Origin of the sequence: Roseateles sp. (genome assembly GCF_036486225.1) — a bacterium.
Classification (GTDB): Bacteria; Pseudomonadota; Gammaproteobacteria; order Burkholderiales; family Burkholderiaceae_C; genus Roseateles.
In genome coordinates, this window is the sequence record NZ_DASVNZ010000088.1 from 1 (window position 1) to 12,575 (window position 12,575).

The following is a 12,575-nucleotide window of genomic DNA, read 5'->3' on the forward strand; positions in this document are numbered from 1 at the left end:
TGCGCCTCGTCGCCCGCTTCAGACCCGAACTGCGTCAGTTGCTGCCGGAACTCGGCAAGGTGAAGCACGTCTCCAACCGCAAGGCCAGGACCGCGCTCGGCTGGCAACCGCGCAGCGAGGCCGAAGCGGTCGCGGCGACCGGCGAGAGCTTGGCCCGCATGGGCCTGCTGGGCGCCCGCCGAGCGCGCACTTCCGCAACTGCATCAAGCTCAGCACGCAAAACCCCCGCCCCAGCCCCAGCCCCAGCCCCAGCCCCAGCCCCACCACCCCGACGATGAGCGCCCCGACGCTGCCGTTCAACAGGACGATCAGCGCCATGCCGCGCGCCTCGCTGCCCGGCGGCCCCTCGGACTCTTCGCCGTCATCCTCTAAGGAAGACGCCGCCTCCGCTGCTCGCACCCATGGTGGCGCCCACGCCGCGCGCTACGTCCGCCCTTCACGCTGCTGACTTCCTCCGCGAAAAAAATCACGCGCTTCACGACCTCCCAGGTGAAGCTTCATGAGCACGACATCCCGCCGGTCCTTCCTGACGGCCGCCGTCGCCGGCATGGCGAGCAGCCATTCCTTCGCGCAGACCATCCGCCAGGCGCTCGCCACACCCGCCAACAACGCCACCGGCACCCTCGCCGACATCGAGCACGTGGTCATCCTGATGCAGGAGAACCGCTCCTTCGACCACTACTTCGGCACGCTCGCCGGCGTGCGCGGCTACAGCGATCCGCGCCCCATCGCACTGCCTTCCGGCCAGCCCGTCTGGATGCAGCCCGGCACCGCCCTCGGCTCGCAGGTGCTGCCCTACCACTTCGACATCCGCAACACCAACGCGCTGCGCGTCGGCCTGGACCACAGCTGGAAAGGCACCGAGACCACCTGGAAGGACTGGAACGTCTGGGTGCCCAAGAAGTCGTCCCGCACCATGGGCTACTTCGACCGCAGCGACCTGCCGTTCTACTACGCCCTCGCCGACGCGTTCACCGTCTGCGACGCGTACCACTGCTCGATCTTCGGACCCACCGACCCCAACCGCTTCTACGCCCTCACCGGCCACAGCAACGCGGTCGTGACCGGCATCTCGGACTCCAAGCTCTACAACGTCACCAACGGCACCTACAACGGCGACATCGCCAACGACAACCCCGCCGCCAAGGGCAACGAGTGGCTGACCTACGCCGAGACCCTGGAAACCGCCGGCGTGAGCTGGAAGGTCTACCAGGAGTGGGACAACTACGGCGACAACTACCTCCAGTACTTCAAGAACTTCCGCACCGACGCCAACGGGCAGAAGCTGACCAGCGCCTCGCCGCTGTACCGCAAGGGCCGCGCGCTGGCCGCAGGCTCGACGCAGGCCAACGCGCCGGGCACGACCGGCCAGTGGCTGATCGACCAGTTCGCCGCCGACGTGCGCAGCGGCAACCTGCCGCGCGTGTCCTACATCTGCGCGCCGACCGAATACTGCGAGCACCCCGACGACACGCCCAACGCCGGTGAGAACTTCACCGCGCACCTGCTGCAGGCGCTGGTGCAGACGCCCGAGGTCTGGTCCAAGACCGCGCTGATCCTGACCTACGACGAGAACGACGGCTTCTTCGACCACATGCCGTCGGTGATGGCGCCGCTGAACAGCGACCGCGGCCGCACGACGATGGCCAACGCCACGCAGGGCGAAATCGCCAGCAGCCAGCCGATCGGCCTCGGCCCGCGCGTGCCGACCATGGTGATCTCGCCGTGGACCAAGGGCGGCCGCGTCTGCTCGCAGCTGTTCGACCACACCTCGCTGATCCGCTTCACCGAGGAATGGCTCGTCGCGCTCGGCTACCCGCGCAACAGCGTGCAGTGCAACGGCATCTCGCCGTGGCGCCGCGCGGTCTGCGGTGACATGACCAGCGCCTTCGACTTCAAGTCCGGCGGCGCCGAATTCCCGTCCTCGGTGCCGGCCAACGCCGTGTACTTCAAGGGCTGGGGCACCAAGGACGCGCTGCCGCCGGCCAACCAGAGCCTGCCGCGCCAGGAGAAGGCCGCCAGCGGCATCCCGCGCCGCGCGGCGCCGCTGCCGTACCGCTCGAGCGTCGAGGGCATCGCCGCGACCAATGCGAAGCAGTTCGCGCTGAGCTTCGCCAACGAAGGCAGCGTCACCGCCGCGTTCATCGTCTACTCGACGCTGCGCACCGACGGCCCGTGGCACTACACCGTCGAGCCGGGCAAGCGCATCGACCAGGAAGTCTGGAACTGGAGCAGCGCTGCGCTGCAGCTGGCCGTGCACGGCGACAACGGCTTCCTGCGCGAGTTCCGCATGAGCTTCGACGGCATCGGCCGTCTGGCCGCGACCAGCCTGAAGGAGCAGCCGGCGACCGCGAGCATCACGCTGACGCTGCGCAACGCGAGCACGCAGGCCATGCGCTTCCGCATCGTCGACAACGCCTACGGCGACAAGACCGTCGTGACGGTCGACGTGCCGGCCGGCTCCAGTCGCGACCATGTCCGCGCGGTCACGGCCAGCTACGGCTGGTACGACCTGCTCGTCACCGTCGACGGCGACAACGCCTTCCAGCGCCGCCTGGCCGGCCACGTCGAAGGCGCGGGCCTCGACTTCACCGATCCGGTGCTGAACGGCCTCGCGCAGGTCACGTGGAACGCGCCGCCGGTGCTGCCGCCCAGCACGCCGACGGCCACCTTCAAGGCCGACGTCGACCGCGTGCGCATCGGCGGCAACGTGTCGCTGACCTGGACCGGCCTGCCGACGAGCACGACGAACTGGATCGGTCTCTACCGCGTCGGCATGACGCCCGGCGGCCCCGGCTCGCTGAAGTGGAACTACGTGGCCAGCCCGTCGGGATCGCAGGTGTTCGCGCTGGCCGGTCAGCCGGAGGGCGACTACTTCCTCGGCTTGTTCCTCAACGACGGCTACGGCGAAGCCGCAGCGCGCCTGCCGGTCCGCATCCGCAAGAACGGCGACGTGAACGCCGACGGCGCCGTCACCGCCGCCGACCGCGACACGCTGCGCAACGCCATCGGCAGTTGCGCCGGCGACGCACGCTTCGAGCCGCTGGCCGACATGGACGGCGACAAGTGCATCACGCAAGCGGACTACCGCGTCTGGTACCAGCTCTTCAGCACCCTGTGAGAACCCTCATGACCCCGATGACCCTCAAGCCCCTCTTCGCTGCCGCTGCGCTGGCGATCGCCTCGCTAGTCGCCCCGGCCGCCCATGCCGCCACCGTCTCGCTCACCGCCGCCGGTCCGGCCAAGGTCGGCGAAGGCGTGGACCTGCTCATCAGCCTCGTCGATCCGTTCGGCGGTCTGCCGTCGGATGAGGAGCTGCTGTCCTTCGGCTTCCGCCTCAGCTACGACACGAGCAAGCTCTCATTCAGCAGCTTCACCGCCGCCGCCGGCTGGGACGACGACAGCCCGTGGCTGGGCGCCGGCACCTTCGGCGGATCGAGCTTCCCCGGCGTCGCCAACAGCGGCCAGACCTCGCTGCTGCTGGGCACGCTGCACTTCGACGCGCTGCAGGGCGGCCTCGCGCAGATCGGCCTGATCACCGATGCCGGCAACCTGAACCACGGCTTGAGCTACCTGTGGAGCGACGTGCAGCCGCTCAACGCGTCGCTGAACCTGGCGGTGTCCGCCGTGCCGGAGCCGGCCTCCGCGCTGCTGGCGGCGCTGGGCCTGGGCGCCCTGGGCTTCACGACGCGTCGTCGCAAGCCTTCGCACTGACCTCGCACTGACCTCGCACCGACGAAAAAAGGGAGCCCGCGACTGCGGGCTCCCTGGGGCCGCCTCTTCAGGCGGCGATAGAACGAAGGCCGGATAACGGCCGGATGGCTGTCGGACGACTGCCGCGCGACCGTCAGTCGATCACTGGACCACGGCCTCGCGGACCTTCCTCGGGGCCAGTTCGTGACGCTCGAACTGCATCGAGAACGACGCCCGGCCCGACGAGAGCGCACGCAGGCTGCCGATGTAGCCGAACATCTCGCTCAGCGGCACCTGCGCGTCGACGACGATCGCGGTACCGCGAAGCTGCTGACCACGCACCAGACCGCGCCGGCGATTCAGATCGCCGATGCAATCGCCGAGCGACTCGGCCGGCGTGACCACCTCGACCGCCATCACCGGCTCCAGCAGCTGCGCATCGGCCTTTCCAAAGGCCTCGCGCGTCGCATTCGCCGCCGCGAGCTCGAACGCCATCGCTGACGAATCGCGCTCATGGAAGCCGCCGTCGAGGAGCGTGACCTGGAAGTCCACGCACGGGAAGCCCGCGATCACGCCGCTGAGCGCCGCGCGCCGGATGCCCGCCTCCACCGCGGGAATGAACTCGCGGGGAATCGCACCGCCGACGACACGGCTCTCGAAACGCACACCCTCGCCGCGCGCCAGCGGCTCGAAGCGCAGCACGACCTCGGCGAACTGCCCGGGGCCGCCGGTCTGCTTCCGGTGCACGTGATGCACGTCCACCGCCCGACCGAGCGTTTCTCGATACGCCACCTGCGGACGGCCGACCTGCACCTCGACACCGTGACGCGCGCGCAGCTTCTCGATCGAGACCTCCAGCTGCAGCTCGCCCATGCCGGAGAGGATGGTCTGCCCGGTCTCGGCGTCGAACCGCATCCGCAGGCTGGGATCCTCGCGCAGCATGGCCTGCAGCGCCTTCGACAGCTGCGCCACGTCCTCACGCGTCTTCGGCTCGATCGCCACGTCGATCACGGGCTCGGGCACGCTGATCTCCTCGAGATGCAACGGGCTCGCCGGGTCGCACAGCGTGTGACCGGTCAGCGTCTCCTTCAGGCCGATCACCGCCGCGATGTCGCCGGCGCGCAGTTCGTCGCGTTCCACGCGGTCGTCCGCCTGGATCTCGTAGAGCCGCCCGACGCGTTCCATGCGTCCGGTGTTGACGTCGAGCACCGCGTCGCCGCGCCGCAGACGTCCGCGATAGACGCGCACGAAGACCATCGTGTCGTGACCGTCGGCCGCGACCTTGAAGGCGAGCGCGGCGAAGGGACCGTCCGGATCGGACGGCGACTTCTCCGCAACGTCGATGTCGGCGCGACGGATGTCCTCGGGCGCCGGCAGGTAGTCGACGACCGCGTCCAGCAGCGGCTCCACGCCGCGGTTGCGGAACGCCGAGCCCGCGAGCGCCGGCACGAACGCGCCCGACAGCACGCCGCGTCGGATGCAGCGGCGCAGCGTGGCCTCGTCGATCGTCTGACCGTCGAGGTAGGCGCCGAGCGCGACGTCGTCCTGCTCGACCACGGTCTCGATCAGGCGGGCGCGATGGGCGCGCGCCTGATCGAGCATGGCGGCGGGCACGTCCGACTCCACGAACGGCGCCTTCGCGTCGTCGCGTTCCCAGACCAGCGCCTTCATCGCGATCAGATCGATGACGCCGCGGAAGTCGCCTTCCGCGCCGATCGGCAACTGCAGCGGCAGCACGGTCGCGCCAAGACGGTCCTCCATCATGGCCACGACGCGCAGGAAGTCTGCGCCGACGCGGTCGAGCTTGTTGATGAAGGCGATGCGCGGCACGCGGTACTTGTCGGCGAGGCGCCAGTTGGTCTCGGTCTGCGGCTCCACGCCGGCGACACCGTCGAACACCACGACCGCGCCGTCGAGCACGCGCAGCGAGCGGTTGACCTCGATGTTGAAGTCGATGTGCCCGGGCGTGTCGATCAGGTTGAGTTGCGTGCCCTTCCATTGGACGGACACGGCGGCGCTGTTGATCGTGATGCCGCGGCGGCGTTCCTGCGGATCGAAGTCCATGCGGGTGGTGCCGTCGTTGACGTCGCCGATGCGATGGCTCTCGCCCGTGTAGTACAGGATGCGTTCGGTGGTGGTGGTCTTGCCGGCGTCGACGTGGGCGATGACGCCGAGGTTGCGCAGGGGCTTATGGATCGTGTGGAGCGAGTTCATGGTGAATCCTTCTTTCGAAATCTGAGGGCAAGACGCTGCCCTCAGGCGGATTCACCTGATGCGGGCTAGCGTCGAGAGGGATGCGGCGGGATGCCGGATCGAGAGCCGGAGCGCGGGCGCGCGCGGACGCAAGTCCGGCGGACGGGAATCGTCGCGATCAGCTTGTCGTAGGTGCGGGTGCGCATGGTTGAACTCGGAGAGCGGGAAACAGAAAAGCAGGAAGCGGAAAACAGAAAACCCCGGAGGGCGCTGGGCCTGCCGGGGTTCTGATGAAGACCGGAAGGCGCGCACGCCTTCCGAATGCGATCGGAGGGCGCGTCAGGTGGCGAAAGTCGCCTTGATCACTTGGGAGGTCTTCATGATGGACGTGATTTTGAGCGAACCTGCGCGCTCGTGCAATGGCCCGCCACGATGACCGTACTCCATTCGGGGTCAGGTGTTGCGGTCGTTCGACCGCGGCTTCCCGTACCCACTCATTCATGCGAATGGCAACTACTCATCCGCGTCGAATCGCAACGATGAACCTCAGAAGCAGTCAGTGCCAGGATCTGCCCGGACGCGTAGATTGGCATCTCCGCAATGACTCGCTGAAAGTGAGGTGATGAATGGAAAACGAAACCGAGGCTGATCGCCTACTCCGCAAGGCCGATCTCCTACTCTTCAAGACCGACTTTCATTGGCTGTGCGCTCAGTTCGAAATCACTGTCGCAATTGCGATGTTCTATTGCTGCAGCATGCTGACGATCCTGATGATCGTGCTCGACTCCCTCCGCTGACGTGAAGCGCATCAACGCCCCCGCTGCTGCGCCTCCAAGCGCTTCAGCACCTCGCCGATCGCTGCGCCTTCACCGATCTGCGGATTCGAGTGGCCATCGGTCTTCCCCGCTTCCTTCTCGCGGACCTCGATCAGCTGGCGCGCCTGCGCATGCGCCTGCTGGAAGGACCAGGTCTCCTTCAGCGCGTCGACATACATCGCCTGGCCGAAGAAGGTCAGTGGCGACTTCGAGCCGCACCCGTACGAGGTGTGCGTCGCGTCGGCCGCCGTCATCACCAGCGTGCCGTCGTCGGCCAGCGGTGCTATCCAGCTGCCGGAGAAACACGCCGAGATCGAGATCACCCGCCAGCGGATCCCCGCCTCGTCGAGCCACTGCTTGAGCAGCTCGGGCGTCATGGGCTCGGTCTCCAGCGGATACGAATCCGTGGCGAGCAGACCGTCGCGACCGCCGTGCGAGGTCAGGTGCAGGAACAGCACGTCCTTCTCGCGATCCATGACGGCGCCGATGCGCGCGATCGTCCGGTGCAGGTTCGGCCGCGTCGCCCAGGGGATCGTGTCCTGCGACTTCGCATTCGTGACGAGCTGAACCGTGCGTCTGTCCGTGCCGAAGCGCTCGGTCATCGTCTTCGCGACGACGGCGCTCTCATGCATGAACACGTCCTGGGAGGCATACGGCGCATAGGTGGCGGCGTAGACGTTCACCAGGCCCGGCTGGGACGGCGGCAGCGCACGCAAGGTCTCCGCGATCAGCGTCGACTGCCTGTCGAGGACCTCTTCGCTCAGCGACAGTCCTGAGTACTCCGCGCCCGCCTCGGCGGACCGCGCGGGCCACCAGAAGTACATCGGATCGAGCCAGCCGCTGATCGCGATCGGCAGCGGCGTGAGCAGGAGCGCGATGACGCGCACCACGCCGGAGGCGGTGAGCCGCCACCACAGACGCAGAGTCGCCAGCCCCTCCCAGACCATCGGGAAGAGCCATGCGACCCAGCGCGCCCAATCCGGCCAGGCGTCAGAAGCGCCGAACACCGCTGGCGCGAGTCTGGCCATGGCGCCGTCGGCGAGGTTCAGCAACAGCGTCACGGCGACCAGCAGCGTCACCAGCGTGCCGACGTTGGCGGGACCGGGCTCGCGCCGCCCGGCCGAGGCGAGCAGCAGCCAGCAGATCCACACGGACACGACCGTGCCGCTCCAGCTCTTGTAGATCGCGCTCCACTCGAAGGTCGCGGCGCCGTCGATCGCCTCTCGCTGCAGACCCAGGCCGACCGCCAGCGACAGCAGCACCAACGCGACCAGCGTCCACGGTCCGCCCTCCAGCCGCTCCCAGCGCGGCGCGCGGAAGCTCAACACGCGTGCGGCTTCGATGAGCCAGGCGGCTCCCGGAGTCATGCTCCGATGTGAATGACTGATATCCATCGAATAAATTTCATGAATTGAAGTCGAACGCCCATCATTCCCTGGCGACGTCGAAATTCCTCTCCCCCAAGGGAGCGACGACCTTCGAATCCGCCCGCGACGCGGGCACCGCCAAGGAGCTCATCATGACCGTCAAGCATGTCCTCTTCGTCCTAACCAACACCGCCCACATCGGTCCGAACGACCGCCCGACCGGTTACTTCTTCGCCGAGGTGGCGCATCCGTTCGAGGTATTCGACCACGCCGGCGTGGCGGTCGATTTTGTGTCGCCGCTCGGCGGCACGCCGCCTTCGGATGCGTATGACGAGACGGACCCGGCGCAGCGTGCCTTCCGCGAGAGCGCCGCCTTCCGCCGCCTGTCGCGCAGCCGCAAGCTGTCCGAGGTCGACGTGCTGGATTACGACGCGATCTTCTTCCCCGGCGGCCTCGGCCCGATGGCCGACATCGCGACCGATCCCGACGTCAAGCAGGCCGTGATCCGCGCCTGGAACGGCGGCAAGATCGTCTCCGCCGTGTGCCATGGCCCGGTGGCCTTCGCCGGCGCGACCTTCGCCGACGGCACGCCGTTCCTGAAGGGACGTCGCGTCGCCGCGTTCTCGAATGCCGAGGAGGAAGGCTACGCCATCGCCGACGTGCCCTTCCTGCTGGAGAGCGCGCTGGTCGAGCAAGGCGCGATCTACGAGAAGGCCGACGTCTGGCAGCCCAAGGTCGTCGTCGACGGCCGCCTGATGACGGGCCAGAACCCGGCGTCCGGCGCGCCGCTGGCCAAGGAGATCGTGGCCGCGCTGAACAAGGACGTCGCATGAGCGCCGGCACGCCGATCGTGGTCGTGGCCCGCTGGCGGATGGCGCCGGAGACCTTGCCGGAAGTGCTGGGGCTGGTCGCTACGCTGCGCGAGCAATCGCTGGCCGAGCCCGGCTGCCAGGGCTACGAGGCGTTCCAGAACATCGGCACCCCGGGCGAGCTGCTCCTGCTGGAGCGCTATGCAGACCAGGCCGCGATCGAGGCGCATCGCGCCTCGGTCCACTACCAGACGCTGGTGGTGCAGCGCATCCTGCCGCTGCTGAGCGGTCGGCAGGTGGAACTGCTGCAGGCGAAGGCCTGAGCCTTCACGGGGCCGGGTGTTGCCCGGCTCAGAACGTTGCGACGCTCAACGCCCAGGTCACGCCGAACTTGTCAGTGAGCATGCCGTAAAGCGGCGACCAGGCCGAGGGCGCGAGATCCTGCAGGATCGAGGCGCCCTCGGCCAACTGCTTCCAGAAGGCCGAGATCTCGTCGGCCTCGCCGCTCTGGATGGACACGAGGAAGGCGCGGTCGCCGCGGTCCCAGCTCAGATCGGTCGGCACGTCGTAGGCCATGACGCGGAAACCGTTGGGCGCGACGACCTGGCCGAACAGCAGGAGGGCCGTGTCGGCCTCGGAGCGCGCGGCGTGCGCCTCGCCATAGGTCACGGCCATCAGGTCGCCGCCGAAGATGCCGTGATAGAAGCTCAGCGCCTCGCGGGCCTGGGCGCGGAAGTTGAGGTGGGGGGTGACAGTGAGGGACATGGAGATTCCTGAACGTGTTGGGGGTTGGGCCTACCGCCTTCCGGGGGAGAGGACTGGCGATCGGCTCCCACCAATGTAGGAATCGAGGTGGCATGCGCGTGGCAGCAGGCCCTGCTGCCATCCCTCGTCAGCAGGAATCGGTTAGGCGAGGCGTTGCGTCGGCTACGACGTCGCGGCTCTAGCCCCGATCCCCGCGATCAGCGACCCCACCGCCACCATCGCCGCACCGCCCCAGAACACCGGCGGCAGCGGTGCGCTGAGCAGCACCGACGCGAACAGCGCCGACATCAGCGGCGTCCCGTTCGCCGCCAGGCCGAGCAGGTGGATGTTCCCGCGCAGTACGCCGATGTTCCACAGCATGTAGGCCAGCGTCACCGCCGCGCTCGCCAGCGCGACCTGGATGACGACGTGCGCGGACCAGTTCATCGGCGTCCGCACCGCGTTGAACGCGTGCACGATCCAGAAGCCGACCGCGCTCAGCGCCATGAAGAACCAGAGCGCGTTCTTGCCCTCGGCCATGTGCTTGGTGCAGGTGCTGTAGAGGGCCCACACGATGGCGCCGATGAAGGCCAGGCCGTAGCTGAGCGGATTCGACGCCGCGTTGTGGAAGAACTGGCTGAGCGACAGCCCCTCCGGCGGCGAGGACGCCGAGATCACGCCGGCGAACGCCAGCGCCAGTCCACCCAGCATCAGCACGTTCAGCCGCTTGCGCCCCGCGATCGCGGAGCACAGCACCGTGAGGCTGGGCCAGAGGTAGTTGACCATGCCGACCTCGATGGCCTCGTGGCGCGAGCGCGCGAAGCCGAGCGCCAGGACGAAGCAGAGCTCGTAGCCGACGAACAGCGCGGCGCCCAGCCACAGGTAGCGGCGCGGCAGCTCGCGCAGCGAGGTGCGCGTCGGCAGGAGCAACAGCGCGGAAACGGTGAACAGGACGGCCGGCGCGCCGGTCCGGCCGAGGAACTCGATCGTGCTGCGCGTGACGCCGACGGAGGTGCTCCAGAACAGGATGGCCACCAGGCCCAGCAGCGTGGCGCCGTTCAACACAGACTTGGCCCGATCAGAGGTCGACATTCATGCTTTCGTTTGCCTGCCGGGCGAATCGACCCGGCGGCATGCCCACGTGCCGCGTGAACGCCACGCCGAACGGACCGACGGCGCTGTAGCCCACGCGCTCGGCGATCTCCGCGATCGACAGCTCGCGCTGCCGCAGCCATTGTTTGGCCAGCGCCATGCGCCACGCGAGCAGGTAGGCCATGGGCGCGACGCCGATCGCACGGCTGAAGCGCTCGAAGAAGGCGGAGCGCGACATCGAGGCCTCCTTCGCCAGCTCGACCACCGTCCACGGCAGCGCGGGCGCCCCGTGCATGCGCCGCAGCGCCTGCGCCAGTTTCGGATCGGCGAGGCCACGCACGAGGCCCGGCGTCTGCGCCGTGCTGGCCGTCGCGCGGAAGGCCTCGATCAGGAGCACTTCCAACAGGCGCGACATGACGATCTCGCGCGCGGGCCGATCGGCGCGGGATTCGTCGCCGACCAGCTGGACCAGCGTCGACAGGCGGCTCTCCCCTTGCACATGGACCCATTGCGGCAGTAGCGACACCAGCAGTTCCGCGTCCGGCGAACCGAGCACGCAGTTGCCGACGAGCATCCGCATGTCGACCTTCCCGTCCGGGTCGCCGATGCGCGCGCCGCCGGGCATGGGCACGATCGGCGTGGTGACGGGTTCGTCCTCGCGCGGCGGCTGCCGGTCCAGGCTGGAGGTCGCGAAGTTGCGTGCGGCCGGCAGCAGGACGAAATCTCCCTGGCGCACCGTGATCGTCTGGCTTTGCGCGGGACCTTCGATCGTCAGGCGGCACGATCCCTCGAGCGCGACGAAGTAGAACGGCCGGCCGGTCTCGCTGCGTCGCACGGCCCAGGGCGCGGAGGCGATGACGAGCTTGGAGAACGGCGCCTGCGGCCGCAGCAGCGACACGACTTCCGCCAGCGGATCGATCATCTGGACGATCTCGATAAACGATTGGACTTCACAGTGTAGTCAGTCCTGGACGCACTCCCTATCGTGCGGACTTCCCCAACCAGGAGTTCCAGATGTCCCGTGCTTCCACCGTCCTGATCACCGGCTGCTCGTCCGGCTTCGGCCTCGAGACGGCGCGTTTCTTCCTCGACCAGGGCTGGCGCGTCGTCGCGACGATGCGCACGCCGCGCGAGGACCTGCTGCCGAAGTCCGAGGCGCTGCGCGTGCTGCCGCTGGACGTCACCGACGCCGAGAGCATCCGCCAATGCCTCTGGGACGCCGGCCCCATCGATGCGCTGGTGAACAACGCCGGCGTCGGCCTGCTGGCGCCGCTGGAGGCCGTCGACATGGTCAACGCCCGCGCGCTCTACGAGACCAACGTGCTGGGCACCATCGCGATGACGCAGGCGGTGCTGCCGCAGTTCCGCGAGCGGCGCGCTGGCGTGGTGGTGAACGTCACGTCGAGCGTCACGCTGAAGTCGCTGCCGCTGCTGTCGGTCTACACCGGCAGCAAGGCGGCGGTGAATGCGTTCACCGAGTCGCTCGCACTGGAGCTGGCGCCCTTCAACATCCGCGCACGCCTCGTGCTGCCGGGCCGCTCGCCGACCACCAGCTTCGGCGACAACGCCCGCAAGCTGATGAGGCCCGACGTGCCCGAGGCTTACGTGGCGTTCCGCGACCAGGTCTTCGCAGCGGTGCGCGACCTGTCGACGCCGGTAACCGTCGCGCAGGACGTGGCCGAAGCCGTCTGGCGCGCCGTCACGGATCCGCAGGCGCCGATGCGCATTCCGGCGGGGGCGGATGCGGTGGCGCTGTCGGCGAACTTGACCGGCTCATGAGCGCCCGACAGAACATTGCACACGCTGAAATGTGAAGCGCGGATGGCCCCCTAATGGGGGCCATTTCCGTTTCAAGGCCTCCC

12 protein-coding genes are annotated in these 12,575 nt (G+C 68.3%); 6 read left to right on the top strand and 6 right to left on the bottom strand.

The features are described 5' to 3' along the window. Positions 1-34 precede the first annotated feature (34 nt). Positions 35-160: a hypothetical protein gene (locus tag VF536_RS06580; RefSeq protein ID WP_331614015.1), complete on the bottom strand. Its 126-nt coding sequence runs from the start codon at positions 158-160 to the stop codon at positions 35-37. A 339-nt stretch (positions 161-499) separates the two neighbouring features. Here VF536_RS06580 and VF536_RS06585 point away from each other — a divergent pair, with 339 nt between their 5' ends. Together VF536_RS06585 and VF536_RS06590 are read left to right on the top strand one after the other, a co-directional pair. Beyond that, a complete protein-coding gene (locus tag VF536_RS06585; protein WP_331614016.1) occupies positions 500-3,121 on the top strand; it encodes a phosphocholine-specific phospholipase C in 2,622 nt (873 codons plus the stop codon). An 8-nt stretch (positions 3,122-3,129) separates the two neighbouring features. Continuing rightward, positions 3,130-3,714 (top strand): cohesin domain-containing protein, encoded by a 585-nt coding sequence (locus tag VF536_RS06590; RefSeq protein WP_331614017.1) that lies wholly within the window; start codon positions 3,130-3,132, stop codon positions 3,712-3,714. 141 nt (positions 3,715-3,855) lie between these two features. Here the strand turns inward: VF536_RS06590 and fusA are convergent, their stop codons facing one another. Next, entirely contained in the window at positions 3,856-5,907 is a 2,052-nt protein-coding gene (gene fusA, locus VF536_RS06595) for an elongation factor G (protein WP_331614018.1), read from the bottom strand. Positions 5,908-6,512: 605 nt separating this feature from the next. Here fusA and VF536_RS06600 point away from each other — a divergent pair. Then, entirely contained in the window at positions 6,513-6,683 is a 171-nt protein-coding gene (locus VF536_RS06600) for a hypothetical protein (protein WP_331614019.1), read from the top strand. 11 nt (positions 6,684-6,694) lie between these two features. Here the strand turns inward: VF536_RS06600 and VF536_RS06605 are convergent, their stop codons facing one another. Continuing rightward, positions 6,695-8,068 (bottom strand): C13 family peptidase, encoded by a 1,374-nt coding sequence (locus VF536_RS06605; RefSeq protein WP_331614020.1) that lies wholly within the window; start codon positions 8,066-8,068, stop codon positions 6,695-6,697. Between the two features lie 152 nt (positions 8,069-8,220). Between VF536_RS06605 and VF536_RS06610 the strand changes: the two genes are divergently transcribed. Both VF536_RS06610 and VF536_RS06615 read left to right on the top strand, forming a co-directional pair. Continuing rightward, positions 8,221-8,901 carry a type 1 glutamine amidotransferase domain-containing protein gene (locus tag VF536_RS06610; RefSeq protein WP_331614021.1) on the top strand — a complete coding sequence of 227 codons (681 nt, stop codon included), beginning with the start codon at positions 8,221-8,223 and terminating at the stop codon, positions 8,899-8,901. Continuing rightward, entirely contained in the window at positions 8,898-9,200 is a 303-nt protein-coding gene (locus tag VF536_RS06615; RefSeq protein WP_331614022.1) for a putative quinol monooxygenase, read from the top strand. Before VF536_RS06610 ends, VF536_RS06615 begins: the two co-directional genes overlap by 4 nt. Positions 9,201-9,228: 28 nt before the next feature. On the opposite strand, the gene VF536_RS06620 is transcribed toward VF536_RS06615, so the two are convergent. The 3 genes from VF536_RS06620 to VF536_RS06630 form a co-directional block, all read right to left on the bottom strand. Further along, on the bottom strand, positions 9,229-9,642 hold the full coding sequence (locus VF536_RS06620; RefSeq protein ID WP_088405058.1) for a VOC family protein: 414 nt from the start codon (positions 9,640-9,642) through the stop codon (positions 9,229-9,231). Between the two features lie 162 nt (positions 9,643-9,804). Then, positions 9,805-10,713, bottom strand: a complete 909-nt coding sequence (yddG, locus tag VF536_RS06625; protein WP_331614023.1) for an aromatic amino acid DMT transporter YddG — start codon at positions 10,711-10,713, stop codon at positions 9,805-9,807. Continuing rightward, on the bottom strand, positions 10,700-11,635 hold the full coding sequence (locus tag VF536_RS06630; protein ID WP_331614024.1) for an AraC family transcriptional regulator: 936 nt from the start codon (positions 11,633-11,635) through the stop codon (positions 10,700-10,702). The genes yddG and VF536_RS06630 overlap by 14 nt, the downstream gene beginning before the upstream one ends. A gap of 92 nt (positions 11,636-11,727) precedes the next feature. Here VF536_RS06630 and VF536_RS06635 point away from each other — a divergent pair, with 92 nt between their 5' ends. Then, positions 11,728-12,492: an SDR family oxidoreductase gene (locus tag VF536_RS06635; RefSeq protein WP_331614025.1), complete on the top strand. Its 765-nt coding sequence runs from the start codon at positions 11,728-11,730 to the stop codon at positions 12,490-12,492. Positions 12,493-12,575: the final 83 nt, after the last annotated feature.

Coding starts and splice junctions, on each gene's coding strand:
- VF536_RS06580 (WP_331614015.1), bottom strand. CDS start 160: ATGCGGGCCAAGCTCTCGCCGGTCGCCGCGACCGCTTCGGCCTCGCTG.
- VF536_RS06585 (WP_331614016.1), top strand. CDS start 500: ATGAGCACGACATCCCGCCGGTCCTTCCTGACGGCCGCCGTCGCCGGC.
- VF536_RS06590 (WP_331614017.1), top strand. CDS start 3,130: ATGACCCCGATGACCCTCAAGCCCCTCTTCGCTGCCGCTGCGCTGGCG.
- fusA (WP_331614018.1), bottom strand. CDS start 5,907: ATGAACTCGCTCCACACGATCCATAAGCCCCTGCGCAACCTCGGCGTC.
- VF536_RS06600 (WP_331614019.1), top strand. CDS start 6,513: ATGGAAAACGAAACCGAGGCTGATCGCCTACTCCGCAAGGCCGATCTC.
- VF536_RS06605 (WP_331614020.1), bottom strand. CDS start 8,068: ATGACTCCGGGAGCCGCCTGGCTCATCGAAGCCGCACGCGTGTTGAGC.
- VF536_RS06610 (WP_331614021.1), top strand. CDS start 8,221: ATGACCGTCAAGCATGTCCTCTTCGTCCTAACCAACACCGCCCACATC.
- VF536_RS06615 (WP_331614022.1), top strand. CDS start 8,898: ATGAGCGCCGGCACGCCGATCGTGGTCGTGGCCCGCTGGCGGATGGCG.
- VF536_RS06620 (WP_088405058.1), bottom strand. CDS start 9,642: ATGTCCCTCACTGTCACCCCCCACCTCAACTTCCGCGCCCAGGCCCGC.
- yddG (WP_331614023.1), bottom strand. CDS start 10,713: ATGTCGACCTCTGATCGGGCCAAGTCTGTGTTGAACGGCGCCACGCTG.
- VF536_RS06630 (WP_331614024.1), bottom strand. CDS start 11,635: ATGATCGATCCGCTGGCGGAAGTCGTGTCGCTGCTGCGGCCGCAGGCG.
- VF536_RS06635 (WP_331614025.1), top strand. CDS start 11,728: ATGTCCCGTGCTTCCACCGTCCTGATCACCGGCTGCTCGTCCGGCTTC.